Consider the following 24734-nt stretch of genomic DNA (forward strand, 5'->3'; position numbering starts at 1 on the left):
CGAGCCGGGCCAGGTGGGTGGCTGTACAGAGCGACATCCACCCTACGAAAGCGGTCCCCTTGCGGCTGTACTCAGGCCTCGTCCAGCTCCACCAGCGCGGTGCCTTCGTTGACCAGTTCGCCTTCGCTGCAATACAGCGCCTTGACCACGCCGGCATGGGGCGCGCGGATGCTGTGCTCCATCTTCATGGCCTCCAGTACCACCAGGGCGGTGCCGGCGTCCACGCTCTGGCCGGCTTCCACCAGCACGCGCACGATACTGCCGTTCATGGGCGCCGTCAGCCCGCCGTGGTGGGCGTGGCTGGCTTCCACGTCCTCGATGGGGTCGACGCGGGTGACGGTGTGCAGCGAGCCGTCCCATTCCAGGTAGAGCGTCTCGCCCCGGCGGGTGGCCAGCAACTGGCGACGCACGCCGTCCAGTTCCAGGGTCAGGCGTTCGCCGGCGAGGTGGATCGGGCTCTTGGCCGGGCCGCGCAGGCGCACGACCTGGCGCTCCTCGCCGCAGGCCAGGTGCAGGTCGGTCTCGCGGGGCAGGCCCGCGCGCCAGCCACTGTTGCCGCTCCAGGGGGAATGCGGGTCGTCGCTGCGCACCCGGGCGGCATCGCCCTGGCGGAAGGCTTCGGCGGCCACCTGCCAGAAAGCGTCGGGCAGGGCGGCGGAGGCGGGGAGCAACTGCGCCTGGTGACGTTCGATGAAGCCGGTGTCCAGCTCGGCGTCGGCGAAGGCCGGATGGGCCAGCACGCGGCGGAGGAAGGCGAGGTTGGTGCGGAAACCGCCCACTGCGGTCTCCGCCAGCATGGCCAGCAGGCGCTGGCGGGCTTCCTCGCGGTTCTCGCCCCAGGCGATCAGCTTGGCCAGCATGGGGTCGTAGAAGGGCGACACGTCGTCCCCTTCGGCCACGCCGCTGTCCACCCGGCGGCCTTCGCCCGGCGCGGCCTCGCGGTACAGGTCCAGGTGGCCGCTGGCGGGCAGGAAGCCGCCTTCGGGGTCTTCGGCGTAGAGGCGCACTTCGATGGCGTGTCCATTGAGCGGCACCTGTTCCTGGGTGATGGGCAGCGCCTCGCCACGGGCGACGCGGATTTGCCAGGCCACCAGGTCGAGGCCGGTGATGGCCTCGGTGACCGGGTGTTCCACCTGCAGGCGGGTGTTCATCTCCATGAAGTAGAAGTCGCCGCGCTCGTCCAGCAGGAACTCCACGGTGCCGGCGCCCACGTAGCCGATGGCCTGGGCCGCGCGCACGGCGGCTTCGCCCATGGCCCGGCGCAGGTCCGGCGAAAGGCCGGGGGCGGGGGCTTCCTCCACCACCTTCTGGTGGCGGCGCTGGATGGAGCAGTCGCGCTCGTTCAGGTACAGGCAATTGCCGTGGCGGTCGGCGAAGACCTGGATTTCCACATGGCGCGGCTTGAGGACGTATTTTTCCACCAGCATCCGCGCGTCGCCGAAGGCGGCCTGGGCTTCGCGCTGGGCGGAGGAGAGCGCCTCGGCCAGGTCGGCCTCGCGTTCCACCACCTTCATGCCCTTGCCGCCGCCACCGGCGGCGGCCTTCAGCAGCACCGGGTAGCCGATGCGCTCGGCGGCGGCACGGAAGGTCTCCAGGGCCTGGTCCTCGCCGTGGTAGCCGGGCACCAGCGGCACGCCGGCTTCCTCCATCAGCGCCTTGGCGGCGGACTTGCTGCCCATGGCGTCGATGGCGCTGGCCGGCGGGCCGAGGAAGACCAGCCCGGCCTCGGCGATGGCGCGGGCGAAGCCGGCATTCTCCGAGAGGAAGCCGTAACCGGGGTGGATGGCCTGGGCGCCGCTGGCCTTGGCGGCGGCGATCAGCTTGTCCACCAGCAGGTAGCTTTCCGCCGGCTTGGCGCCGCCGAGGTTGATGGCCATGTCCGCCTCGCGCACGTGGCGGGCGTTACGGTCGATTTCGCTGTGGACGGCGACGGTGCGGATGCCCAGCGCCTTGGCGGTGCGCATTACCCGGCAGGCGATCTCGCCACGGTTGGCGATCAGCAAGGTGGTGATCATGGTCATTGCTCCTGCCAGGACGGTTTGCGTTTCTCCAGGAAGGCGTTCAGTCCTTCCTGGCCTTCGGGGCTCACGCGGATGCGGGCGATGGCGTTTTCCGTGTAGCGGCGCAGGTTGGGGCTGAGCACGCCGCTGCCCACTTCCCGCAGCAGGTCCTTGCTGGTGCGCATGGCCTGGGGGCTGTTCAGCAGCAGGTTGGCGGTCCAGCTTTCCACCGCCTGGTCCAGTTCCTCGGCCGGGTAGCACTCGGCCAGGAGGCCCAGTTCGCGGGCGCGCTCGCCGTTGAAACGCTCGGCGGTGAGTGCGTAGCGGCGCGCGGCGCGCTCGCCGATGGCCTGGACCACGAAGGGGCTGATCACCGCTGGCGCGAGGCCGATGCGCACTTCCGACAGGGAGAACTGCGCGTCGATGGCGCCGATGGCCATGTCGCAGCAGCTGATCAGGCCCAGGGCGCCGCCGAAGGCCGCGCCCTGCACCACGGCCAGCGTGGGCACCTTGAGGTGGTAGAGGTTGTACATCAGCTCGGCCAGCTCACGGGCGTCGTCGAGGTTGGCGTTGTAGTCCAGGCGCGCGGACTCCTGCATCCAGGCCAGGTCGGCCCCGGCGGAGAAGTGGCGGCCACGGCCACGGAGGATGAGGAAGCGCACCTGGCCGTGATCCTTGACGGCGTCCAGGGCGAGGATCAGCTCGCGGATCATGCCGGCGTTGAAGGCGTTGTTCTTGTCCGGACGGTTCAGCCAGAGGGTGGCGACGCCGTTGGTGGCGATGTCCAGTTGCAGCGTTGTGAAGTCGGTCATATCGGCTCCGGGGCAAACGTTTTGACTCTCTCTTCCTTCGGGACAGGGTCGGAGTGAGGGAGGCGCCAGGCATCCCTCACCCCCAGCCCCTCTCCCAGGGGGAGAGGAGAGTTACATGCGGAACACGCCGAAACGGGTCCGCTCGATCGGGGCGTTGAGGCTGGCCGAGAGGGCCAGGCCCAGCACGTCGCGGGTCTGTGCCGGGTCGATCACGCCATCGTCCCAGAGCCGGGCACTGGAGTAGTAGGCGTGGGCCTGGCGCTCGTACTGCTCGAGGATCGGCTGCTTGATGCGGGCCTCGTCCTCGGCGCTCAGGCTGTGGCCGGCGCGTTCGCTCTGCTCGCGCTTGACCTGGGTGAGTACGCCGGCGGCCTGCTCGGCGCCCATCACGCCGATCCGTGCGTTGGGCCACATCCACAGGAAGCGCGGGTCGTAGGCGCGACCGCACATGCCGTAGTTACCGGCACCGAAGCTGCCGCCGATGATCACGGTGAACTTCGGCACCCTGGCGCAGGCCACGGCGGTCACCAGCTTGGCGCCGTGCTTGGCGATGCCGCCTTCCTCGTACTTCTTGCCCACCATGAAGCCGGTGATGTTCTGCAGGAACAGCAGCGGGATGCCGCGCTGGCAGGCCAGTTCGATGAAGTGCGCGCCTTTCTGCGCGGCTTCGGCGAAGAGGATGCCGTTGTTGGCGAGGATGGCGATGGGGTAGCCGTGAAGAAAGGCGAAGCCGCACACCAGGGTGGTCCCGAACAGGGCCTTGAACTCGTCGAATTCGGAGTCGTCCACCAGGCGGGCGATCACCTCGCGCACGTCGAAGGGCTGCTTGGCGTCTGCCGGGATCACGCCGTACAGCTCGTCGGCGGCATAGCGCGGGGCGATGGGCGCGCGCAGGTTCAGCTCGCCGGCCTTGCGCCAGTTGAGGTTGGCGATGCTGCGGCGGGCGAGGGCGAGGGCGTGCTCGTCGTTCTCGGCATAGTGGTCGGCCACGCCGGAGGTCTTGCAGTGCACGTCGGCGCCGCCCAGTTCCTCGGCGGTCACCACCTCGCCGGTGGCGGCCTTCACCAGCGGCGGGCCGGCGAGGAAGATGGTGGCCTGGTTGCGCACCATGATGGTCTCGTCGCTCATGGCCGGCACGTAGGCGCCGCCGGCGGTGCAGGAGCCCATCACCACGGCGATCTGCGGGATGCCCTGGGCGCTCATGTTGGCCTGGTTGAAGAAGATGCGGCCGAAGTGCTCGCGATCGGGGAAGACGTCCTCCTGGCGCGGCAGGTTGGCGCCGCCCGAGTCCACCAGGTAGATGCAGGGCAGGCGGTTCTCCTGGGCGATGGCCTGGGCGCGCAGGTGCTTCTTCACCGTCAGCGGGTAGTAGGAGCCGCCTTTCACCGTGGCGTCGTTGGCCACGATCATGCATTCCACGCCTTCGACGCGGCCGATGCCGGCCACCACGCCGGCGGCGGGGACGTCTTCGCCGTAGACCTCGAAGGCGGCCAGCTGGCCGATTTCGAGGAAGGGCGAGCCCGGGTCCAGCAGGCGGTTGATGCGTTCGCGGGGCAGCAGCTTGCCGCGCGAGGTATGACGTTCCTGGGCCTTGGCGCCGCCGCCTTCATGGATGCGGCCCAGCAGGCGATGCAGGTCGCCGACCTGGGCCAGCATGGCGTCGCGGTTGCGGGCGAACTCCGGGGAACGGGTGTTGATCTGGGTGTGCAGGATGGCCATCTGGCGCGCTCCGTCGAATGTCTGTGCGCCTTCTTCGTAGGAGCGGGCTTGCCCGCGAAAAGAGCTTCGCCAGCAAGCTGGCTCCTACAAGTGGGGCAGGGCGATCAGCGGGTTTCGTTGAACAGCTCGCGGCCGATCAGCATGCGGCGGATCTCGCTGGTGCCGGCGCCGATCTCGTAGAGCTTGGCGTCGCGCAGCAGGCGGCCGGTGGGGAACTCGTTGATGTAGCCGTTGCCGCCGAGGATCTGGATGGCTTCCAGGGCCATCTGGGTGGCGCGCTCGGCGGTGTAGAGGATCACCCCGGCGGCGTCCTTGCGGGTGGTCTCGCCACGGTCGCAGGCCTGGGCCACGGCGTAGAGGTAGGCGCGGCTGGCGGCCAGCTGGGTGTACATGTCGGCCACCTTGCCCTGGATGAACTGGAACTCGCCGATGCTCTGGCCGAACTGCTTGCGGTCGTGGATGTAGGGCACCACCACGTCCAGGCAGGCCTGCATGATGCCCACCGGGCCGCCGGCCAGCACCACGCGCTCGTAGTCCAGGCCGCTCATCAGCACCTTCACGCCGCCGTTCACCGCGCCGAGGACGTTCTCCTCCGGCACTTCCACGTCATCGAAGAACAGTTCGCAGGTGTTGGAGCCGCGCATGCCGAGCTTGTCGAACTTGTTGCCCCGGCTGAAGCCCTTCCAGTCGCGCTCGACGATGAAGGCGGTGATGCCGTGGGGGCCCTTGTCCAGGTCGGTCTTGGCGTAGATCACGTAGGTATTGGCGTCGGGGCCGTTGGTGATCCAGGTCTTGCTGCCGTTGAGGACGAAGCGGTCGCCCTTCCTTTCGGCGCGCAGCTTCATGGACACCACGTCGGAGCCGGCGTTGGGCTCGCTCATGGCCAGGGCGCCGACGTGTTCGCCGCTGATCAGCTTGGGCAGGTACTTCAGCTTCTGCTCATGGGTGCCGTTGCGCTTGATCTGGTTGACGCACAGGTTGGAGTGGGCGCCATAGGACAGGGCCACCGAGGCCGAGGCGCGGCTGATCTCTTCCATGGCGATGACGTGGGCCAGGTAGCCCAGGCCCGCGCCGCCGTATTCCTCGCCCACGGTCACGCCCAGGAGGCCCATGTCGCCGAACTTCTTCCACATGTCCATGGGGAAGGCGTTCTCGCTGTCGATCTCGGCGGCGCGGGGGGCCAGTTCGGCGGCGACGAAGGCTTGCACCTGCTCGCGCAGCATGTCGATGGTCTCGCCGAGGGCGAAGTTCAGGCTCGAGTAAGTCATGGTTCCACCTGTGCTTGTGATTGTCGGAGGAGGGGGATCAGGCGTTGACGCCCTGTTTGCGTTCGGTTTCGGCCAGGGCCGCCAGGCAGCGTTCCTCGGCCGTATCCAGTTCCAGCTGCATCTGCTGGATATCCAGCAACTGCTGCTCCAGCTGCGCGCGGCGCTCGGCGATCTTCGAGAGGAAGGTATCGAGCTGCTTGCGGTTGCCGCTGCTGGGGTCGTAGAGGTCGATCAGTTCCTTGCACTCGGCCAGGGAGAAGCCGATGCGCTTGCCCCGCAGGATGAGCTTCAGGGCCACCAGGTCCTTGGGCCGGTAGATGCGTTCCTGGCCCCGGCGCTCCGGGCTGAGCATGCCTTGCTCTTCATAGAAGCGGATGGCGCGGGTGGTGACATCCAGTTCGCGGGCCAGATCGGAAATGCTGTAGGTCGTGGACATGGTTGGGCCGTCGCTGTGTTTACCTTTACGTTAACGTAAACCTGTGCGAACCTCAGTGTCAACCACGTCGAGCGGGGGTGGGGAGGCGGCCGGGATGGCCTGATACTTGCTGCCCGCAGGGAGAATCGGCCCGCCCTTTACGGACGCGGGCCGGGGGTGTAGACATTCAGGGCGTGGTGCTTGGCCACCGGCCGCCGCCGGGGCCCACGCGGGAGCGAGAGATGGCGCAGAACATTCGAATAACAAAGGCTACCGATCCCCTTCACGAGTCGCGGCAGGCCCGCCTCAAGCTGGTCAGCGAGGGCGAGTTGCCCCAGGGCGTGCTGCGGGACGAGATCGACGCCTCCTGGCGGCGCAGCCTGGGCCATGGCCTCAGTTGCCTGGAAGGCGAGCGGGTCGACCTCACCCATGACCTGCAACTGCTGCTGGACCGCAACCGGTTGCTGATCGACGCCGCCACCCCCGAACTCGAGTACCTGGTCAGCCAGCAGGGCAAGGGCGGGCTGATCATCCTGGGCGATGCCCAGGCCAACGTCCTCGCCATTGAAGGCCGCACCGAATACCTCAAGGACGCCGGCCTGCGCGACCTGCGCCCCGGCAGCTGCTGGAGCGAGGCCATTCGCGGCACCAACGCCATCGGCACCGCCGTGGTGGAAGGCCGTCCGACCCTGATCAACTGCGGCGAGCACTACCTCGACCGCCTCAGTCCCTTCTCCTGCACCTCGGTCCCCTTGCGTGATCCCCAGGGCCGCGTGATGGGCGTGATCGACCTGACCCGCGAAGGCGTCATGGCCCAGCCCCAGGACAACCTCGCCACCCTGATGCTGGCCGCCGGCAATATCGAGAGCCGCATGTTCGGCCTCTGCTACCCGGACCAGCTGCTGCTGGCCTTCCACAGCCGGCCGCAGTACCTCGGCAGCGCCTGGCACGGCCTCCTGGCCCTGAGCCTGGATGGCGAGGTGCTGGCCGCCAACGAACGGGCCTGCGAGCTGCTGCAGATGCGTCGCGACGCCCTGGTGGGCCGTCGCAGCAGCGACCTGATCGGCGAGCGCTCGCCCCAGTTCATCGCCCGATTGCTGCAAGGCGGGATCAGCAGCGTCCAGACCGCCAAGGGCGAGTTCTTCTTCCGTGCCTTGCAGGTGCCGCGCCACGCCAGCCTCGGTGCACCGGCCCCCGCAGCCAGGACGCCCGCGCCCGGCAAGCCCCAGGTACTGGAAGAGCTGGCCGGCCGCGACGGCCGCTTCGCCCGCGCCCTGCGCATGGCGCGCCAGGGCCTGGCCAATGACCTGCCCGTGCTGCTGCTGGGCGAGACCGGCACCGGCAAGGAAGTGGTGGCCCGCGCCCTGCACCAGGCCAGTCCGCGCGCGGACAAGCCCTTCGTGGCGGTGAACTGCGCCGCCATTCCCGAGGGGCTCATCGAGTCCGAGCTGTTCGGCTATCGCGAGGGCGCCTTCACCGGCTCCCGGCGTGGCGGCATGGTCGGCCGGCTGATGCAGGCCCACGGCGGCACCCTGTTCCTCGACGAGATCGGCGACATGCCCCTGGCGCTCCAGGCACGCCTGCTGCGGGTGCTGCAGGAGCGCCGGGTGGCGCCGCTGGGCGCTGGCGAGGAGCAGGAGATCGACGTGGCGGTGATCTGCGCGACCCACCGCGACCTGCGCCGTCTGGTGCAGGACAAGCACTTCCGCGAGGACCTCTACTACCGCATCAACGGCGTCAGCCTGCGCCTGCCCGCCCTGCGCGAGCGGGACGACCTGGCGGGCATGATCGGCGCCGTGCTGGCCAAGTTCGGCGCCACCGACGTCAGCCTCGACAAGGACCTCACCGAGCTCTTCGCCGGCTACGACTGGCCGGGCAATATCCGCCAGCTGGAAATGGTCCTGCGCTCGGCCCTGGCCATGCGCGAGGCGGGCGAGACCGTGCTGGGCCTCGACCACCTCACCGACAGTCTGCTGGACGACCTCACCGCCACCACGCGCCAGCCCGGCAGCATCCGCGAGAACGAACTGGAACTGATCCGCGCCGCCCTGGACCGCCACCAGGGCAACGTCTCCGCCGCCGCGGACGCCCTGGGCATCAGCCGCGCGACCCTGTATCGCAAGCTGAAGCAGTTGAGGGGATGAGCCGTCCCACGATGAACCTGCAGTTCCCGGCGACGATTCAATGACCCGTCTCTTCCTCAAGCTGGTGGAAACCAGCGACCCCGACCTGCTGCGCCGCGCCCTCGGCTGGCTCTACGGCTTCGTCCGCCCGCAACTGCGGTCCATCGCCGTGTTGCTGGGGCTGTCCCTGGGCGCCTCGCTGCTGGTGCTGGCCCAGCCCTGGCTGACCAAGACCCTGATCGACGACGGCCTGCTGGCCAAGGACTTCGGCCTGCTGGTGCAGGTGGCCGTGGCGATGATCGCCGTCGGCATCCTCGGCACCGCCCTCTCGGGCATCAACCGCTACCTGCATACCCGGCTTTCCGGGCGCATCCTCTTCGCCCTGCGGGACGACCTCTACCGCCACCTGCAACAGCTCTCGCCGGCCTTCTACGGGCGCAAGCGCATCGGCGACATCCTCTCGCGGCTGGACGGCGACGTGGCGGAGATCCAGCGCTTCGCCGTGGACTCGCTGTTCTCCGCCGTCTCCAGCGTCATCGGCCTGGTCGGCGCGGTGACGCTGATGCTCCTGCTGTCCTGGCAACTGTCCCTGCTGCTGGCGCTGCTCATCCCCATCGAAGTGCTCTGGCTGCGCTGGATGCGGCGCAAGGTGGAGCGCGAGGTGCGCAGCCTGCGGGAGCGCTCGGCGGACGTGTCGTCCTTCCTCGTGGAAACCCTGCCGGCGATGAAGTTCATCCAGGCGGCCGGCGCCCAGCAGCGTGAATCCCGTCGCCTCGAAGGCCTGGGCCAGGGCTACATGCGGCAGCTGTTGCGTGTGCAGGTCACCGAATTCTTCACCCACGCGGTGCCCGGCACGCTGACCTCCCTGTCCCGCGCCTGCGCCTTCCTCATCGGCGGTTACTGGGTCATCCAGGGCTCCTGGCAACTGGGCTCGCTGATCGCCTTCTCCACCTACCTCGGCATGGCCGTAGGACCGGTGCAGAGCCTGCTGGGCCTCTACGTCGCCCTGCAACGCATGACCGTCAGCCTCGGTCGGGTGATGGAGCTGCAGCAGGAGCCGGTGCCGGTGCGCCAGCCGGAGGCGCCGGTGCCCATGCCGGAAGGCCGGGGCGCGCTGCGCCTGGAGGGCGTCCACTTCGCCCACGAACAGCGGGCCGGCGCCGTGCTCTGCGGGGTCGACGCCCTGATCCCCGCCGGTCTCAAGGTGGCCATCAGCGGCGCCTCGGGCGTCGGCAAGTCCACCCTCATCGACCTGCTGCAACGCTTCTACGACCCCGACCAGGGCCGCATCCTGCTGGACGGCGTCGACCTGCGCGAACTGGACCTGCTGGCCCTGCGCCGGCGCATCGCCGTGGTCAGCCAGGAGATCGTCCTGTTTCGCGGCACCCTGGCGGAAAACCTCGCCTACAGCGCCCCCGACGCCGGCCGCGAAGCCCTTGAGCGTGTCGCTCGCCTGGCGCGTCTGGACAGCCTGATCGAATCCCTGCCACTGGGCCTGGACAGCCCCCTCGGCGAGCGCGGCCAGCAGCTCTCCGGCGGGCAGAAGCAGCGCATCGCCATCGCCCGTGCCTTGTTGCAGGACCCGCTGATCCTGGTGCTGGACGAAGCCACCTCGGCGGTGGACGAAGCCACCGAGCGCGAGGTGATCGCCGCCATCGACCAGCTCTTTGCCGGGCGCACCCGCATCCTGATCAGCCACCGGCCCTCCACCCTGGCCGAGGCCGACCTCAGCTTCCGCCTGGAGCAGGGCCAGTTGTTTCAGCTGCGCACCGAGGGGACCGCCCATGGCCGCTGAGCCTCGCATCGGCCTGATCGACAGCGGCTTCGCCCCGGAGCAGGGCGCTGGCGTCGCCTTGTCCCGACGCTTCTGGCTGGAAGCGGGCGAGCTGCGGGAAGGCGATACCCGGCCCGACGCCCTCGGCCACGGCAGCGTCGTACTCGACACCCTCAGCCGCCATGCGGGACCTGCCAGCCTCTGCGTGGCCCAGGTGTTCGGCGAACGCTGGCAGACCAGCCCCCTGCAGATCGCCGCTGCCCTCTATTGGCTGCTGGAACAGGACGTCGCCCTCATCAGCATGAGCCTTGGCCTGCGCAGCGACCGGCCGGTACTGCGGGAAGCCTGCGCCGTCGCCCAGGCCGCAGGTGTGCTGCTCTGCGCGTCCAGCCCGGCCCAGGGCGAGCCGGTCTACCCGGCCAGCTACCCGGGCGTCATCCGCATCACCGGCGATGCACGCTGCGCGCCGGGGCAGTGGTCCTGGCTGGGAACCCGCCAGGCGGACCTGGGCGCCCACGTCACCGCCCACAATGGCGTGGCCGGTGCCAGCGTCGCCTGTGCCGCCCTGGCCGGCATCCTGGCCGCCCGCCTGCGCGACCAGCCGGGCGCCACCCGCGAACAGATGCTGGACTGGTTGCAACAGGGGGCCGCCTTCAGCGGGCCGGAGCGCCGTGGCCATGACTGACGTCCTCATCCTTGGCGCCGGCCCGGCCGGTGCCGCCGTCGCCCTGGGCCTCCAGCGGCTGGGGTTTGGCGTGCGCCTGGTCAGCGAGTGGCGCCGCTTCGCCGCCGTTGAAGGCGTATCCCAGCGGGTGCTGGAGGGGTTGCGCCAGGCCGGTCTGAGCCAGGCACTGGCCAGCGCCGCCGCGCCATCGCCCCGGCGTGTGCAGTGGAATGGCGAGGGGCAGTCCATCAACCAGGAGTGCCTTCTGGACCGCCCGCGCTTCGACGCCGCCTTGCGGGACGACCTGCGCCAGGCCGGCATCGAGGTGCTGGAAGCGCGGGTGCTGAAGGTGGAAAGCGGCGACAGCGGTCACCGCGTCCAGCTGGACGGGGGTGAGGTGCTCAGTGCCGACTTCCTCGTCGAAGCCCGTGGCCGCTCGGCTCCGCTGGCCGGCGGCCGCCTGCGCGGCCCGGAAACCCTCAGCCTGCTCAACCAGTGGCGGGACGCCCCGGGCCGTCCCGGCTCGGCGGTGGAAAGCCTGCCCGATGGCTGGGCCTGGATGGCGCGCCTGGACGATGGTCGCTGCTACTGGCAGATCACCCTCGACGCCGCCGCCCGCGACCTGCCGCCCCGGGACCTGCTGGCCGACTACTGCGCCCAGCGCCGCCGCCAGTCGTCCCTGGTAAGCGAACTCTTCGGGGACGCGGCCCTGCAGGCGGCCAGCCTCCATGCCCGCAGCAGCACCGCGATCCTCTTCCACGAAGCCAGCGGCCCCAACTGGCTGCGGGTGGGGGACGCCGCCATGGCCGTCGACCCGCTCTCCGGCAACGGCATCTTCCAGTCCCTGTCCTCGGCCCTCCAGGCCCCGGCGGTGATCAACACGCTCCTGCGCAACCCCGAACGCGCCGAGCTCGCCCGTCGCTTCCACCAGCGCCGGGTGGAACACCTGTTCCACCGCTTCGCCCGCACCGGCCGCGACTTCTACGCCCTGGAACAGCGCTGGCCCGACCAGCCGTTCTGGCGTGAACGCAGCACCTGGCCCGACGCCGAGCCGCTGCATGCCGAGGCGGATATCGGGCGACTGCGGGTGGAGCGCGCCCCGGTGATCCAGGGCGACCTGATCGAGGAACGGGAGGTGGTCATCACCGCCGACCAGCCCCTGGGCGTCTGGCACCTGGACGGCACCGAACTCGCTCCCATCGTCCGCGCCCTGCAGGCCGGGCGGCTGGGCGAGGCGCTGGCGGGCCTGGCGCCCGAGGCGCGGCGCAAGGTCCAGGGCTGGCTACTGGCGCAGGGTTATCGTCCCTGAGCGGGAGCCCGCATTGTCCGGCGGAACAAGGTGACTAGAATGTGCGGCGCCGTCCTGGCCCGCACACGAAGGAACCGCCATGCACCTCGACCTGATCCAGACCCTCAGCCTCGCCGGGAAAACCGCCGTGCCCAATGACGACCGCATCGGCTGCGCCGGGCGCCATGCCTGGGTCATAGACGGCGCCACCGATCTTGGCGAGCCGGGGCTCATGGGCGAGCGGGGTGGCGCCGCCTGGTTGGCCGATGCGGCCCATCGCGCCTTCATGGATGCGTCGGGCGCCCTGGCGGCGGTGTGCGAGCAGGTGTTCGCCGTCGTCGCCGCCGACTACCGGCGCGATCGCCAGCGCGAGCCCATCGCGCCCTGGGAACTGCCTCGCGCATCCTTCGCCGCCGTCGCCCTCGAAGGCGATCGCCTCGCCTGCGGCTTCCTCGGGGATTGCACCGTGATCCACCGCAGCGCACGGGGCGTGGCCTTCCTGACGCCCGAGCCGGACCGCCAGCAGGAGCAGGCCGAAGCGGCGGCGCTGGGCCCCGGCATCGGCGCCGACAGCGTACGCAGTCCGCACGTCCTGGCCGACCGCCGTGCCGCCCGCGTGCGACCGAAGGCGGTGCTGAGCGTCGACGCGGAACAGGCGAGGGCGGTCATGAACTACGCCCAGGCGCCGCTGGCCCGGGGGGACGACCTGCTGCTGATGAGCGATGGCTTCGCCACGCTGATCGACACCTACCGCCACTACGACGCGCCGACCCTGATGGCCCGCGTGCTGGAGAGCGGCCTGCTGCCGCTGGCCGAGGAACTGCGCCGCATCGAGCGGGAAGACGCCGCCTGCCTGCGTTACCCGCGCTTCAAGGCCAGCGACGATGCATCGGTGATCTGGCTGCGGGTGGGCGGATAACGGGTGAAGGCGCCCGTCAGGCCCTTCCTCTTCGGCGACGCACCGCCGACACCACCGCTTCAGGAGCGAGCTTGCCGGCGAATGGCATGGCCGGTTCGCGGACGCGGTGCGGGGTCAGGCGCCATAGGAGCCGGCTTGCCGGCGAATTCTCGGAATGGTTCGCGGGCCTGCCCGCTCCTACGGGGCGGACCAGGGTTTGTAGCGAGCTGGCTCGCGAAAGCCATCACAGCGTACGCCTGCGCCGGGTGGGGCGCCGGCCCGGGTCAGGCACTCCTGGCCCGGCGCAGGCGTGCCATGCTCAGGGCATCCACGAAGCGCCCGTCGCGTAACGCATAGTCCCGCAGTACGCCTTCGCTTTCGAAACCGAACCTGCCATACAGCGTCAGGGCGGCCTCATTGTCCGTGTACACCGTCAGCTCCACGCGGTGCAGGTTCATCCAGTTGTCCGCCACCTCCAGTACCGTTTCCAGCAGCCTGCTGCCGACACCCTGTCCTTGCCACTCCACGGCCACCGCCATGCCGATGACGCCGCAATGGGCGCGCCGGGGCCGCGGATGCTGTTCCAGGCTGCAGTGACCGATCACGGTGCCCTGGTGCAGGGCCACCAGGGAAACCAGGCGGTCGTCGTCCGCGCCCAGCCGCTTGCGCCAGACCTCGCGGGATTGAAAGGGCATCTGCAGCACCTGGCGGGCGATGGCGGGGTCGTTGTAGAGCGCGGTGATGCCGTCGAGATGGGTTTCGCCGAAGCGTTCGATGACGATGTTGTTCGGATTGGCAGTCATGGGGTCATCCTCTTTCGATGGAAACCGGAAGCCAACAGCTTGAGGCACAGGGTGCAAGTGTCAACCTCGGGGGCCGTGGGGTAACTCGCGAAACCCTCGACGAATTCGCCGGCAAGCCGGCTCCTACCGCCTAGGGCAACCATCTCCAGCTCGGCCCATCCCTCAGTGCCCGGTCGTCGTTCGCCGCCATGAATCGTGGCAGGTCGGGGCGGGCGATCCAGATCTCGCCTTGCCACTTCAGGGCGGCGATGCGCTGGTCGGCCCAGGTCATCAGCACGCGGCGCGGGCTGGCGGTCGGGGAGCGGTAGTAGTCGTGGAGGGTGGGGACGACCTCGTCGCTGATCCATTGGCTGAGGGCGCAATGCTCAGGGTGCCCGAAGCGGTAGAGCGCGCGGTAGAGGCCGGCTTCGTTCACCAGCTCCAGCTCTTCGCAGGTGCCATTGCGGTGCTGGAGGACGGCGAAGCGGCATTGGTGGGGGTAGATGCGCTTGGTGAGGCGGTAGGGGCGGGTGGCGGCGATCATCAGGGCGAAGTCGAAGGCGACGAACCAGGGCTGGTTGTCGATCATCACGGCGCGCAGTTGATGGCAGTGGCGTTGGAAAACGATGGGGGTGTATGCGTCATGCATGGTGAAGCTCCTAGCTCAGGTCCTTTGAGTCGCCACCATCCGCTGTCAGTCGAAGGGTGGCGGATCACGCGGGGTTGACAGACCGGAGCTAGGACCCGGCAGACCATGAAGGCCTCCCCGCGCGATCCGCCATGAAGCGGTGCAGTTCTGAAAACTGCATACGCGTAGAGGCCTGCAAAAAACGTCCGCCGTTTTTCGCATGCACCTTATGGCGCAATCGCGCCTAGCTGTCGGGCTGTCAAACCCGGCCACGGGATTGGCCGTGGCCGGGGCAGGATAGGGATAGCGGTGGGGCAGGGCAAGGGGAGGGTGATAAGGCAAGTGGGTCGGAAGCGGGTACCAGCACCGAGATGATTTCGCCCCAAGGCTGACGGTCACGATTATTCATACAGTGTTGCGCGGATTACTTTTCATTTATTCAAATGCGTGCGGGAACTCCCAGGCACATGCCCACTTCAGACGCCCGTAAAGCCTAATCTCGTCCTCTTGCTCAAAGTGCGAAGCCAAATCTAGGTAATAGTTCTGGCCGTTATGAATGTAGTAGATAATCCATTCGCCAGTCATGTTGCTTCGATTAAGCAGTCGCTCGTAGCCCTCCCACACGATAGTGCGGGCGATTTTTCCTGCCAGTTTCCAGGCTTCCTGCTCGCTATCAATGACTGAGCCTAGCGGAACGATCTTCGTGATTTCTTTATTCAACAACTTGCGCTTTGTTGCATAAGGGCCAAACCATTGGTTGTGGAGGTTCGCCCTCAGAAACGCGGTACTGGTGTAATGCTTGTGCGCGAAGCGACCAAGAACCGGACCGCTCAGTTGAGATGCCGGTCTTGCAGGCGTTATGCAAGCGAATGGCCAGGGCGAGACTGACCCTTGGCCAATAAGGGCGCCACATTACGGCTTACTTTTCAGCAGAATCAGGTCGTAACCATTCCGTATTGGCGTGTTGTTTACCTTGTATACAGTCGAATGTGGAGAAAAGGGTCTATTTCCACCCGCCGCCTGCTCTAACGACCCTTCATGACCAGTTTCTGTAAGTCGTGACATCCCGGAATCAACGTAAGGCGGCCGTTTCAAGTATGAAAAATAAATCTTCGTCCATGATTGTCTAGCCACGCACCACTGTTATGAGGGAGTGCGTTTGAAGTGCTGAGCTATCTGCTTGTGACGAAAACACAGCCATAAACCGAATGTCGCCATGAAACTCAGTGGCAAGTGCCAGTGCTCGGCGTCTTGACTGATGCCGACGATCAAAACGACCAGGCCGATGAGGTTGATGCAACAAAGAACAATTCGATCGCAGCGCCGGGTTTCTGCTGCCTCCCAAGCATCGGTGATGTGGCCGAGCGCCGTTATCGCGAAGTAGAAGAATGCGGTTGGAAATAGCAGTTCGGGCCTGATTGAGGCGGCCAGTGCCACAAAAACGACGGTGAGCACATGCAGCCAGTCAAAAAGCCAGAACGTCCACGGGACTACCGGAGGGAACTCTTGGTAGTTTCGAACCCACTCGATGGACATGTAGCAGGCAAGCAGCGCCAGAACAAGGAGCCGCGAGATCACGTCGGGGAAGAGTGGGGCGGCATTGCTGTCGAGAATTAGCGTGCAGAAGGACCAGAAGACGTTGCCTGCCGCGGCTGGCCAGAAAACTGCCTCGAACAGGCTTTTAAGGGTTTGATGTTGAGAGGGCATGGTCTTCCCCTGATCTTGGTACGACGTGTGCTGCGACGTTCAACACGCGGGCAGAGCTAGCATGAACAGTAGTGCCCAACCCGCCATCCGGGATGAAAAGACCGCTGCACTTGCTCAGTTTCGATCAAAAGCATCGTCTGCCTTGCCAGAACGGATACCGACCACCCCTTCGATATACGGCACCTTCCCCGCCATGTTCTCGTCGATCCCTTCCCGATTGCGGGCCTGCTGCGAAGTAAGCTTAGGCAGGCCCTCGACATCCCACCCGGACAACCCGGCGCCTGCTCGCTCGCGAACATGTAGTGGCAACAGCGTCCGCTGGCAGGACCTCCTCGGAGTTGCGGCGGGGCGGCTGTACCAACGCTTCGCGTAGGAGATTCTATGTCTACCCCGCCGTACAGGTTGGTGACCGATACGGCTGCTGGGTCTTCATGAGGGCGAAGGCAATTCGAGCCAGTTTCCGTGCCAGGATGGTCAGGGCTTCGGTCTTTTTCAGACCACGCTCCAGGTAGCCCAGATAGAGCTTCTGCCAAGCTTTGGTGCGACTGGCGGCCATGGCGGCATTGTGTAGCAGCCGCCGGACCTCCGGATCGCCCTGTTTGCTCAACTTGCGGCGTCCGCTGTAGCGCCCCGATTCCTTCGCGCGCACATCCAGGCCCAGGAAGGCGATGAAGGCGTCGCTGTTGCGGAAGGGGCCACGCTGAAAGGCCATGTTCAGGGCTGCTGCGGTTAGCGGGCCGATGCCTTCAATGGCCCGGCAACGCTTGGCCTGCTCGGCCAGGCCAGCGTCCTTCAGGGCCTGGGCAATGTCCTGATCGAGGCGCTGCTCCAGGCGCTTGAGGGAGCTGAGCGCCGCTTTCATCGACACCTTGAACTGGGTGTCATGGCCAAAGCTCTGGCGCAGCGCCGTGGCACTGCGGATCAGCGTCGCCCGGCGTCGCAGCAGGCTTTGCAGCAGCCGGTAAGCCTTGCCGGCGGGTTGCCAGACCCGCAGTTGGGCCTGTTCGTGGGCCAGATAACGGGCCAGTAGACGGGCATCGCTGGCGTCGGTCTTGATGCGGCCACCGATGCCCTTGCGGTAATTGCTCAGGCGATAGCCATCAATGACATAGAGGCGATGACCACGCGCATGGGCCAGGTCGACGAGCTGCACGTGATAGGTGCTGGTGGCTTCCACTGCCAAGGCACAGTCGCCGGGGAGCGTCTTCAGCCAGGCGCGGATGCTGCGGGCGTCATTGTCCAGGGTGCAGTACTGGTCCAGGTCGGCGCGATACAGGCTCAGGCTGTCCTTGGCCACGTCGATGCCGATGATGGGGGGTTGGGTTGTCATGTGCGATTCCGGCCGACAAGATGAATGAGTCTGTCGGGGGGCTCACCTGTGCGCAGGCTTGCAGATATGGTCGATCTCGAGCGGCTACTCGAGTCGATGGATTCCTTATCGGCGCTTGTCGTGAGCCAGGAGTGGGGGAGTTCTCCTACCGTCTGTCTTGCAGAAGCGAGCTCAGTCCCTCCACCCCCGACAGACTCACCTTACGACATACAAGCGAGCTTGCTCGCGAAAACCCTCGCCGCGTTCGCCGGCAAGCCGGCTCCTACCGCCTAGGGCAACCGTCTCCAGCTCGGCCCATCCCCCAGTGCCCGGTCGTCGTTCGCCGCCATGAAGCGTGGCAGGTCGGGGCGGGCGATCCAGATCTCGCCTTGCCACTTCAGGGCGGCGATGCGCTGGTCGGCCCAGGTCATCAGCACGCGGCGCGGGCTGGCGGTTGGGGTGCGGTAGTAGTCGTGGAGGGTGGGGACGACTTCGTCGCTGATCCATTGGCTGAGGGCGCAATGCTCGGGGTGCCCGAAGCGGTAGAGGGCGCGGTAGAGGCCGGCTTCGTTCACCAGCTCCAGCTCTTCGCAGGTGCCATTGCGGTGCTGGAGGACGGCGAAGCGGCGTTGGTGGGGATAGATGCGCTTGGTGAGGCGGTAGGGGCGGGTGGCGGCGATCATCAGGGCGAAATCGAAGGCGACGAACCAGGGCTGGTTGTCGATCATCACGGCGCGCAGTTGATGACAGTGGCGTTGGAAAACGATGGGGGTGTATGCGTCATGCATGGTGAAGCTCCAACGTAAGGTTAGGAAGCTGCCGCCATTCGCTGTCAATCGAAGGGTGGCAAATCGCGCGGGGTTGACAGACCGGTACGTTGGCTCCGGCAGATCACGAGGATCTCCCCGCGCGATCTGCCATAGAGCAGAGCAGCTACAAAAGCTGCATGCGTGCAAGTGCCTGCAAGAAACATTCGCCGTTTCTCGCATGCACCTTGCGGCGCAATCGCGCCAACGTACTCGGGCTGTCAAACCCGGCCACGGGATTGACCGTGGCCGGGGCAGGATAGGGATCGCGGTGGGGCAGGGCAAGGGGAGGACACTGGAACCAGTCGTCCAGGGGGGAGGCAGCGTCCTTGCCCTTTGGCTGAGCATCCCGAGGCGTCCGGCGGTCTGCGCGCCGCGCGAGTTGCGGTGTCCCTGCTTCAGTCTCCAGGGGCTGCGCCCGGTTCGCAGGACAAGCCCTCCCGTCACGAAAGGGCCTGCCATTCCGCTAAGGGCTACAGCCAGCCCTTGACCTGTTCGACGACGGCCGCCGTCGAGATGCCATAGCGATCGTGCAGCGTGGGCAGTGCTCCCGCGTCCAGGAACGCATCCGGCAGCGCGATCTGGCGGAAGGTGGGCGTCACGCCGTTGCGCATCAGTACCCCGGCCACGGCTTCGCCCAGCCCACCGACGATGGAGTGGTTCTCCGCCGTCACCACCAGCCGGCCCGGCTTGCGGGCCTCGGCGAGGAGGGTGGCCTCGTCCAGCGGCTTGATGGTGGGGACGTGCAGCACCGATACATCCACGCCGTCGGCCTGGAGCTGCTCGGCTGCCTCGAGCGCGCGCATGGTCAAGAGGCCGGTGGAGATGATGAGCACATCGCGGCCGCCGCGCAGGGTCTGCGCCTTGCCGATCTGGAACCTGTAGTCATAGCGGTCCAGCACCAGCGGCACGTTGCCTCGCAGCAGGCGCATGTAGACCGGGCCCTGGTGGGCGGCGATGGCCGGTACGGCCTGCTCGATCTCCAGGGCGTCGCAGGGGTCGATGATCATCAGGTTGGGCATGGCGCGGAAGATCGCCAGGTCATCCGTGGCCTGGTGGCTGGGCCCGTAGCCGGTGGTGAGCCCCGGCAGGCCGCAGACGATCTTCACGTTGAGGTTTTCCTCGGCGATGGCCATGCAGATGAAGTCGTAGGCCCGGCGCGAGGCGAACACCGCATAGGTGGTGGCGAAGGGGGTGAAGCCCTCGCGCGCCATGCCGGCTGCGGCGCTCATCAGCAACTGCTCGGCCATGCCCATCTGATAGAAGCGCTCGGGGTGCTCCTTGGCGAAGATGTGCAGGTCGGTGTACTTGGACAGGTCCGCCGAGAGGCCGACGATGTCCGCGCGCTCTCGGGCCAGCTCGGCCAGTGCGTGGCCGAAGGGGGCCGGCCGGGTCGGCTGCCCCTCCGCGGCGATGGAGGCGATCATCGCCGAGGTGGTCAGGCGCTTCTTCGGGGTGATGACGGTGTTCATTGACGGCTCCCGGCTTCGAGGACTTCCAGGGCGAGGTCCCATTCGTTTTCGTCGACGCGGATGAAGTGAGTCTTCTCGCGGTTTTCAAGGAAGGGCACCCCCTTGCCCATGCGGGTGTCGCAGATGATCACCCGGGGCTGGGTGCCATCGTGCCGGCGAGCGGCATCGAAGGCGCGCACCAGCTGATCCAGGTCGTTGCCGTCCACCCGCTGGACGAACCAGCCGAAGGCCTGCCAGCGATCGACGATGGGCTCGAAGGCGAGCACCTCGCTGGAGTAGCCATCGGCCTGCTGGTTGTTCACGTCGACGATGGCGATCAGGTTGTCCAGCTTCCAGTGGGAGGCGGACATGGCGGCTTCCCAGGTGGAGCCCTCGTTCAGCTCGCCATCGGACAGCAGGTTGTAGACGAAACGGTCCGAACCCTTGCGCTTCAGGCCCAGGCAGGCACCAACGGCGATTCCCAGCCCATGCCCGAGGGAGCCACCGGTGATTTCCATGCCCGGTGTGTACGCGGCCATGCCGGACATGGGCAGGCGGCTGTCATCGCTACCGTAGGTCTCCAGTTCGTCCTCCGGCACGATCCCGGCTTCGATCAGCGCCGCGTAGAGCGCGATGGCGTAGTGCCCGATGGAGAGGTAGAAGCGGTCGCGGCCTTCCCATTCCGGGTCGGCGGCGTCGTAGCGCAGCGCATGGAAGTAGGAGACGGCCAGCAGGTCGGCGGCGCCCAGCGCCTGGCCGATGTAGCCCTGGCCCTGGACCTGGCCCATGCGCAGGGCATTTCGCCGGATGTTGTAGGCGCGCTCCGCCAGGGAGGGGGCGCCGGTGGAAACGGTGGGGGAACTCATCGTCGGGACTCCTTCGATCTCAACGGTTGACCAGGTTGGCCGGTACTCGGAACACCAGGAAGGCGCCGAATATCAGCACGGTGGTAATGAGGTACATGCCGATGGCATTGCTGCCGAGGGTGGTGGTCACCCAACCGATCAGGTAGGGCGAGCAGAAGCCGGCGAGGTTGGCGAAGCTGTTGACTGCCGCGATTCCCGCCGCCGCCGAAACGCCGCCCAGCAGAGTGGTCGGCAGCATCCAGAACAAGGAGGACGCGGAGAGGATGCCGGCCGCCGCCAGGCACAGGCTGAGGATCGACAGGGTCAGGCTGCTGCCCAGCGCAGCCGCCAGGGAGAGACCCAGGGCTCCGGCCAGCATCGGGATCGCCAGGTGCCAGCGCCGCTCGCGGTGCTTGTCGCCGCTGCGACCGGCCAGCAGCATCGCCACGATGGCGCAGAGGTAGGGCACGCTGGTCAGCAGGCCGATGTGCAGTGGCTCGGATACGCCGGCATTGCGCACCAGGGTCGGCAGCCAGAAGGTGATCGCGTACTGCCCCATCACCACGCAGAAGTAGATGCCGGCCAGCAGCCACAGGCGGCGGTCGCGGATGAAGGCGGCGGGCGAGGCATGGGTCACCTTGTGTTTCTCGTCCTCGGCCAGTTCCTTGCGGATCAGCGCCTTCTCTTCATCGTTCAGCCAGGTGGCCTGGTTCACGCCGTCCTTCAGGTAGCTCAGCACCAGCAGGCCCACCACCACGGTGGGAATGGCCTCCAGCACGAACATCCACTGCCAGCCGGCCCAGCCATGCACGCCGGCGAAGCGCTCCATGATCCAGCCGGACAGCGGCCCGCCGACCATGCCCGAGAGGGGAATGGCGATGAACCAGAGGGCGGTCATCTTGGCGCGGCGGTAGGACGGGAACCAGTAAGTGAGGTAGAGCAGCAGGCCGGGGGCCAGTCCCGCTTCGGCGACACCGAGCAGGAAACGCAGGACATAGAACTGCCAGGCCGTCTCCACGAAGGCGAAAAGGCCGGAGATGATGCCCCAGGTGATCATGATGCGGGCGATCCAGCGCCGCGCGCCGACCTTGTGCAGGATGATGTTGCTGGGTACTTCGCACAGGAAGTAACCGATGAAGAACATGCCGGCACCCAGTCCGTACACGGCTTCGCTCAGGGCCAGGTCATCCATCATCTGCAGCTTGGCGAAGCCGACGTTGACCCGGTCGAGGTAGGCACAGAGGTAGCACAGCATCAGGAAGGGCATCAGCCGCCAGGCCGTCTTGCGGTAGGCGTTGCTGCGTGCGGCCGAAGCCGCATCGAGGGCTATCGTCGTCATGTTGATCTGATCTCTTGTTTTTATTGATGGTCCCGGCGGCGCAGGGCGCGCCGGGCCTCAGATTTCGAACAGCGTGAGCCGTCAGGCAGGGCTCGTCAGTGGATCAGCATTCCACCGTTGACATCCAGGGTGACGCCGGTCAGGTAGCTGGACAGGTCGCTGGCCAGGAACAGTGCGGCATGGGCCACATCGCGCGCCTCGCCGAGGCGGCCAAGGGGAATGCCCTCGATGATCGCGTGGCGACGCTCGTCATGCATCAGGCCACCGGTGATATCAGTCTGGATCAATCCCGGGGTGATGGCGTTCACCCGGATATTGTCGGCACCGAACTCCCGGGCCATGGCCTTGCAGAGGCCGAGCACGCCGGCCTTGGCCGCGCTGTAGTGCGGGCCGCCGAAGATGCCGCCGCCACGCTGGGCGGAGACCGAGGACATGCAGATGATGCTGCCGGATTTCTGCTCGCGCATGGTCGGGATCACCGCCTGGGACATCAGCAGGGTGCCACGCAGGTTCACATCGAGAATGCGGTCGTAGTCCTTCCCGGTGATCTCCAGGGTTTTCACCGGCTGGGTGATGCCGGCGTTGTTCACCAGCACGTCGATACGGCCGTAGCGGGCCAGGACCTGGGCGACGGCATCGCGCACCTGGGCCTCGTCGGCGACGTTGGCGGCGAGGCCCAGATGACCTTCGCCCAGCTCGGTGGCGGCCTGGCGGGCGGCTTCCAGGTCCAGGTCGAGGATGGCGACATGCGCACCCTGTTCGGCGAACGCCTTGGCAGTGGCGCGGCCGATACCGCGTGCAGAGGCAGCCCCAGTGACGATTGCGATCTTGCCTTCGAGTAACATTTTTCTGCTCCGGACACTTGTTGTTATGGACGCCGGTTCATGAAGAACCGATGGCGACAGATTCGGTCCGCAACAGGCTTCGGGCAACGCAGCTCCCCTCAGCCTATGCTGAAAAAAATTCAGCACTAGGCAGCGCAGTGCGATGCAGGCAAATTTCGCGTCGCGCCGTGAGGCCACGGAAAATGCAGGAGACGAGATGCATCGCGAGTCGGATAGAAAGCCCATTCAGCTGCCACCGTTCAAAGCGATTCAGGCCTTCGAGCAGGCGGCACGGTTCGGCAACGTCGCCCGGGCGGCCGAGCAGCTCAACCTGACCCCGTCCGCCGTCAGCCATCAGATCGCCAACCTGGAGGCCCTGATCGGCCGTCCGCTGTTCCTGCGTACCGCCAAGGGCGTAACACTCACCCCGGCGGGCGAGCAGTACCTGCGAGATGTTTCCGGCGTGCTGCAGGCCCTGGCAACCGCGACCGAGCGTGCCGGGAACGAGGTCAGTTCCGATTACCTGCGCCTGCATTCGGCGCCGAGCTTCGGGCTGCTCTGGTTGCTGCCGCGACTCGAACAGTTCCGCGCCAGTCACCCCGACATCCAGATCAACCTGTCCTGCTCCTATGAGTCGCTGCACTTCGGGCGCAACCAGATCGACCTGGACATTCGCCATGGGTATCCCAACTGGCCCGCCCTTGAAGTTCGCACCATTCGCCATGAAGAGCTGACCGTGCTGGCATCGCCCGCTTTGCTGGAGCGGAACCCGATCCGCGAGCCACAGGAGTTGTTGACGCAGAAGCTCATCCTCTCCGAGGCCGCGCTGGTGCAGTGGCCGCAATGGTTCGCACAACAGGGGCTGTCGCTGCCGGAGGCCCCGTTCGCACTCAGCTTCGATCGCTCCTACATGAGCCTGGAGGCGGCCAGCCACGGCTATGGCTTTGCGCTGGAAAGTTCGCTGCTGTCACAGGACTACATCCGTCAGGGGCGCCTGCTGCCGGTGTTCGGCGAAGCGCTGCGCAGCCCGGTCAGCGCCCACCATCTGGTGTTCCCGCGTACTCATGCGGATCTGCCCAGGGTGCGGCGTTTCCTCGAATGGATGCAGCGGCAGCTGGGGCACGATCTGCATTACTAGCCAGGGCCTTTGAGGGGGGCTCCATCAAGAATGCCGCCCCTTTTGCGGTGGGTATTTCGATGTCGAACCCGGCCACAGGATGTGCCGTGCAGGGCCCTCAAGCCAGCCGCCGCAACTCGTTCACGTCGGCGAACCACTCAAGGGAGGGGAGATCGCGAAAGGCATCGACGGCCCCATATCCCCAGGCGACCGCGCCAAAGGCGACACCGGCAGACGCCGCGGCTTCACCATCCATGGGTTGATCGCCAATGTAGATGACCTCCTCGCGCCGAACGCCGAACTGGCGCATGACACGACGCAGGCGGGACGCCTTGCCAAAGATGGAAGCCCCGCACTCGAAGGCACGGAAGTGGCGGCAGCTGGAGCCCAGGATCTGCGTGACGTTCTCTCGGGAGTTGGAGGACACGATCGCCAGAATCAGTCCCTTCTCGTCAAGGTGGCTCAGCACGGTGGCAATGTCCTTGAACAGCGGGATCGAGCTTCGATGTCGCTTCATCAGGCTCATGAAGGTCCGCGCCACCAGAGGCAACTTCCAGCGGGGCATTCCGATATGGGCCATGATTTCCCGAGCCCCCTGCTGGCGCAGGACGTCCAGCTCTTCAGGATGAATTCGACTGAATGCGTGTTTGTCAGCGACCTGGTTGAACACGGCAACGAAGAACGGAAAGGAATCCGCGAGGGTGCCGTCGAAGTCGAAAATGGCAAGGCGATAGGACACGTGGAAGCTCCTTCCTGGAGTGATTGAGGCCTGATCCTGGCGGGTGGGCGTGTTGAGCGATGGGGCCACCCGATTGACGGCCGCATTATCGTCACTCCAGCGCCTGCTCGGAAGAAGAAAGGGCATTGCCGCCGTGGGCGAGGTGACGACATGGGATCGGCTTCGAGGCGGCACCTGACGGCAGGAAACGCTCGGCCCTTCCCCAGGCAGGGAATTCCTTGCCTCA

The 24734-nt window shown here is 66.7% G+C and carries 22 protein-coding genes; 6 read left to right on the top strand and 16 right to left on the bottom strand.

Going from position 1 to position 24734, the window contains the following annotated elements; all coding sequences use genetic code 11:
- Positions 1-71: 71 nt before the first annotated feature.
- The 5 genes from KF707C_RS11720 to KF707C_RS11740 all read right to left on the bottom strand — a co-directional run bounded on the left by KF707C_RS11720 (position 72) and on the right by KF707C_RS11740 (position 6235).
- Positions 72-2021 (bottom strand): acetyl-CoA carboxylase biotin carboxylase subunit, encoded by a 1950-nt coding sequence (locus KF707C_RS11720; protein WP_231992315.1) that lies wholly within the window; start codon positions 2019-2021, stop codon positions 72-74.
- Positions 2018-2812 (bottom strand): gamma-carboxygeranoyl-CoA hydratase, encoded by a 795-nt coding sequence (locus tag KF707C_RS11725; protein ID WP_003449980.1) that lies wholly within the window; start codon positions 2810-2812, stop codon positions 2018-2020. The genes KF707C_RS11720 and KF707C_RS11725 overlap by 4 nt, the downstream gene beginning before the upstream one ends.
- A gap of 111 nt (positions 2813-2923) precedes the next feature.
- On the bottom strand, positions 2924-4531 hold the full coding sequence (locus KF707C_RS11730; RefSeq protein WP_003449982.1) for a carboxyl transferase domain-containing protein: 1608 nt from the start codon (positions 4529-4531) through the stop codon (positions 2924-2926).
- Between the two features lie 104 nt (positions 4532-4635).
- Positions 4636-5799, bottom strand: a complete 1164-nt coding sequence (locus tag KF707C_RS11735; RefSeq protein WP_003449985.1) for an isovaleryl-CoA dehydrogenase — start codon at positions 5797-5799, stop codon at positions 4636-4638.
- A gap of 37 nt (positions 5800-5836) precedes the next feature.
- Positions 5837-6235 (bottom strand): MerR family transcriptional regulator, encoded by a 399-nt coding sequence (locus KF707C_RS11740; RefSeq protein WP_003449988.1) that lies wholly within the window; start codon positions 6233-6235, stop codon positions 5837-5839.
- A gap of 221 nt (positions 6236-6456) precedes the next feature.
- On the opposite strand from KF707C_RS11740, the gene KF707C_RS11745 reads away from it, so the two are divergent.
- The 5 genes from KF707C_RS11745 (at position 6457) to KF707C_RS11765 (ending at position 12982) form a co-directional block, all read left to right on the top strand.
- Positions 6457-8358: a sigma-54-dependent Fis family transcriptional regulator gene (locus tag KF707C_RS11745; RefSeq protein ID WP_003449999.1), complete on the top strand. Its 1902-nt coding sequence runs from the start codon at positions 6457-6459 to the stop codon at positions 8356-8358.
- Between the two features lie 40 nt (positions 8359-8398).
- Complete coding sequence (locus KF707C_RS11750) at positions 8399-10132, top strand: ABC transporter ATP-binding protein (RefSeq protein WP_003450000.1); 1734 nt, start codon at positions 8399-8401, stop codon at positions 10130-10132.
- Positions 10122-10796 carry a subtilisin-like serine protease QhpE gene (qhpE, locus tag KF707C_RS11755; RefSeq protein ID WP_003450001.1) on the top strand — a complete coding sequence of 225 codons (675 nt, stop codon included), beginning with the start codon at positions 10122-10124 and terminating at the stop codon, positions 10794-10796. Before KF707C_RS11750 ends, qhpE begins: the two co-directional genes overlap by 11 nt.
- On the top strand, positions 10789-12084 hold the full coding sequence (gene qhpG, locus KF707C_RS11760; RefSeq protein WP_003450002.1) for a flavin-dependent monooxygenase QhpG: 1296 nt from the start codon (positions 10789-10791) through the stop codon (positions 12082-12084). Before qhpE ends, qhpG begins: the two co-directional genes overlap by 8 nt.
- Before the next feature lie 79 nt (positions 12085-12163).
- Positions 12164-12982, top strand: a complete 819-nt coding sequence (locus KF707C_RS11765) for a protein phosphatase 2C domain-containing protein (RefSeq protein WP_003450003.1) — start codon at positions 12164-12166, stop codon at positions 12980-12982.
- Positions 12983-13245: 263 nt separating this feature from the next.
- Here the strand turns inward: KF707C_RS11765 and KF707C_RS11770 are convergent, their stop codons facing one another.
- From KF707C_RS11770 to KF707C_RS11815, 10 genes are all read right to left on the bottom strand, one after another.
- Positions 13246-13764: a GNAT family N-acetyltransferase gene (locus KF707C_RS11770; RefSeq protein ID WP_003450004.1), complete on the bottom strand. Its 519-nt coding sequence runs from the start codon at positions 13762-13764 to the stop codon at positions 13246-13248.
- 130 nt (positions 13765-13894) lie between these two features.
- Positions 13895-14392, bottom strand: coding sequence for a BRO-N domain-containing protein (locus KF707C_RS11775; RefSeq protein ID WP_096368018.1), 498 nt, complete (start codon positions 14390-14392; stop codon positions 13895-13897).
- A gap of 414 nt (positions 14393-14806) precedes the next feature.
- Positions 14807-15091 (bottom strand): hypothetical protein, encoded by a 285-nt coding sequence (locus KF707C_RS11780; protein WP_131679660.1) that lies wholly within the window; start codon positions 15089-15091, stop codon positions 14807-14809.
- Between the two features lie 423 nt (positions 15092-15514).
- Positions 15515-16078, bottom strand: coding sequence for a hypothetical protein (locus KF707C_RS11785; protein WP_036990957.1), 564 nt, complete (start codon positions 16076-16078; stop codon positions 15515-15517).
- A gap of 385 nt (positions 16079-16463) precedes the next feature.
- Positions 16464-17408, bottom strand: a complete 945-nt coding sequence (locus KF707C_RS11790) for an IS110 family RNA-guided transposase (protein WP_096368019.1) — start codon at positions 17406-17408, stop codon at positions 16464-16466.
- Positions 17409-17677: 269 nt separating this feature from the next.
- Entirely contained in the window at positions 17678-18175 is a 498-nt protein-coding gene (locus KF707C_RS11795; protein ID WP_096368020.1) for a BRO-N domain-containing protein, read from the bottom strand.
- Between the two features lie 491 nt (positions 18176-18666).
- Positions 18667-19665, bottom strand: a complete 999-nt coding sequence (locus tag KF707C_RS11800; protein WP_003451364.1) for a transketolase family protein — start codon at positions 19663-19665, stop codon at positions 18667-18669.
- Positions 19662-20510 carry a transketolase gene (locus KF707C_RS11805; protein WP_003451361.1) on the bottom strand — a complete coding sequence of 283 codons (849 nt, stop codon included), beginning with the start codon at positions 20508-20510 and terminating at the stop codon, positions 19662-19664. The genes KF707C_RS11800 and KF707C_RS11805 overlap by 4 nt, the downstream gene beginning before the upstream one ends.
- A gap of 19 nt (positions 20511-20529) precedes the next feature.
- Positions 20530-21828 carry an MFS transporter gene (locus KF707C_RS11810; RefSeq protein ID WP_003451358.1) on the bottom strand — a complete coding sequence of 433 codons (1299 nt, stop codon included), beginning with the start codon at positions 21826-21828 and terminating at the stop codon, positions 20530-20532.
- 95 nt (positions 21829-21923) lie between these two features.
- The gene (locus KF707C_RS11815; RefSeq protein ID WP_003451354.1) at positions 21924-22673 is read right to left on the bottom strand and encodes an SDR family NAD(P)-dependent oxidoreductase; all 750 of its coding nucleotides are present in this window, start codon (positions 22671-22673) and stop codon (positions 21924-21926) included.
- A gap of 196 nt (positions 22674-22869) precedes the next feature.
- Between KF707C_RS11815 and KF707C_RS11820 the strand changes: the two genes are divergently transcribed.
- Positions 22870-23790 (top strand): LysR substrate-binding domain-containing protein, encoded by a 921-nt coding sequence (locus KF707C_RS11820; protein ID WP_003451352.1) that lies wholly within the window; start codon positions 22870-22872, stop codon positions 23788-23790.
- Positions 23791-23887: 97 nt separating this feature from the next.
- On the opposite strand, the gene KF707C_RS11825 is transcribed toward KF707C_RS11820, so the two are convergent.
- On the bottom strand, positions 23888-24508 hold the full coding sequence (locus KF707C_RS11825; protein WP_003451351.1) for an HAD hydrolase-like protein: 621 nt from the start codon (positions 24506-24508) through the stop codon (positions 23888-23890).
- Positions 24509-24734: the final 226 nt, after the last annotated feature.

It is taken from the genome of Pseudomonas furukawaii (genome assembly GCF_002355475.1).
GTDB lineage: Bacteria > Pseudomonadota > Gammaproteobacteria > Pseudomonadales > Pseudomonadaceae > Metapseudomonas > Metapseudomonas furukawaii.

Bases quoted from the DNA above. Each gene is read 5' to 3' on its own strand.
- KF707C_RS11735 (WP_003449985.1), bottom strand. From the start codon at position 5,799: ATGACTTACTCGAGCCTGAACTTCGCCCTCGGCGAGACCATCGACATG.
- KF707C_RS11720 (WP_231992315.1), bottom strand. From the start codon at position 2,021: ATGACCATGATCACCACCTTGCTGATCGCCAACCGTGGCGAGATCGCC.
- KF707C_RS11820 (WP_003451352.1), top strand. From the start codon at position 22,870: ATGCATCGCGAGTCGGATAGAAAGCCCATTCAGCTGCCACCGTTCAAA.
- KF707C_RS11800 (WP_003451364.1), bottom strand. From the start codon at position 19,665: ATGAACACCGTCATCACCCCGAAGAAGCGCCTGACCACCTCGGCGATG.
- KF707C_RS11725 (WP_003449980.1), bottom strand. From the start codon at position 2,812: ATGACCGACTTCACAACGCTGCAACTGGACATCGCCACCAACGGCGTC.
- KF707C_RS11775 (WP_096368018.1), bottom strand. From the start codon at position 14,392: ATGCATGACGCATACACCCCCATCGTTTTCCAACGCCACTGCCATCAA.
- KF707C_RS11805 (WP_003451361.1), bottom strand. From the start codon at position 20,510: ATGAGTTCCCCCACCGTTTCCACCGGCGCCCCCTCCCTGGCGGAGCGC.
- qhpG (WP_003450002.1), top strand. From the start codon at position 10,789: ATGACTGACGTCCTCATCCTTGGCGCCGGCCCGGCCGGTGCCGCCGTC.
- KF707C_RS11795 (WP_096368020.1), bottom strand. From the start codon at position 18,175: ATGCATGACGCATACACCCCCATCGTTTTCCAACGCCACTGTCATCAA.
- KF707C_RS11785 (WP_036990957.1), bottom strand. From the start codon at position 16,078: ATGCCCTCTCAACATCAAACCCTTAAAAGCCTGTTCGAGGCAGTTTTC.
- KF707C_RS11740 (WP_003449988.1), bottom strand. From the start codon at position 6,235: ATGTCCACGACCTACAGCATTTCCGATCTGGCCCGCGAACTGGATGTC.
- KF707C_RS11770 (WP_003450004.1), bottom strand. From the start codon at position 13,764: ATGACTGCCAATCCGAACAACATCGTCATCGAACGCTTCGGCGAAACC.
- qhpE (WP_003450001.1), top strand. From the start codon at position 10,122: ATGGCCGCTGAGCCTCGCATCGGCCTGATCGACAGCGGCTTCGCCCCG.
- KF707C_RS11750 (WP_003450000.1), top strand. From the start codon at position 8,399: ATGACCCGTCTCTTCCTCAAGCTGGTGGAAACCAGCGACCCCGACCTG.
- KF707C_RS11815 (WP_003451354.1), bottom strand. From the start codon at position 22,673: ATGTTACTCGAAGGCAAGATCGCAATCGTCACTGGGGCTGCCTCTGCA.
- KF707C_RS11745 (WP_003449999.1), top strand. From the start codon at position 6,457: ATGGCGCAGAACATTCGAATAACAAAGGCTACCGATCCCCTTCACGAG.
- KF707C_RS11790 (WP_096368019.1), bottom strand. From the start codon at position 17,408: ATGACAACCCAACCCCCCATCATCGGCATCGACGTGGCCAAGGACAGC.
- KF707C_RS11810 (WP_003451358.1), bottom strand. From the start codon at position 21,828: ATGACGACGATAGCCCTCGATGCGGCTTCGGCCGCACGCAGCAACGCC.
- KF707C_RS11765 (WP_003450003.1), top strand. From the start codon at position 12,164: ATGCACCTCGACCTGATCCAGACCCTCAGCCTCGCCGGGAAAACCGCC.
- KF707C_RS11730 (WP_003449982.1), bottom strand. From the start codon at position 4,531: ATGGCCATCCTGCACACCCAGATCAACACCCGTTCCCCGGAGTTCGCC.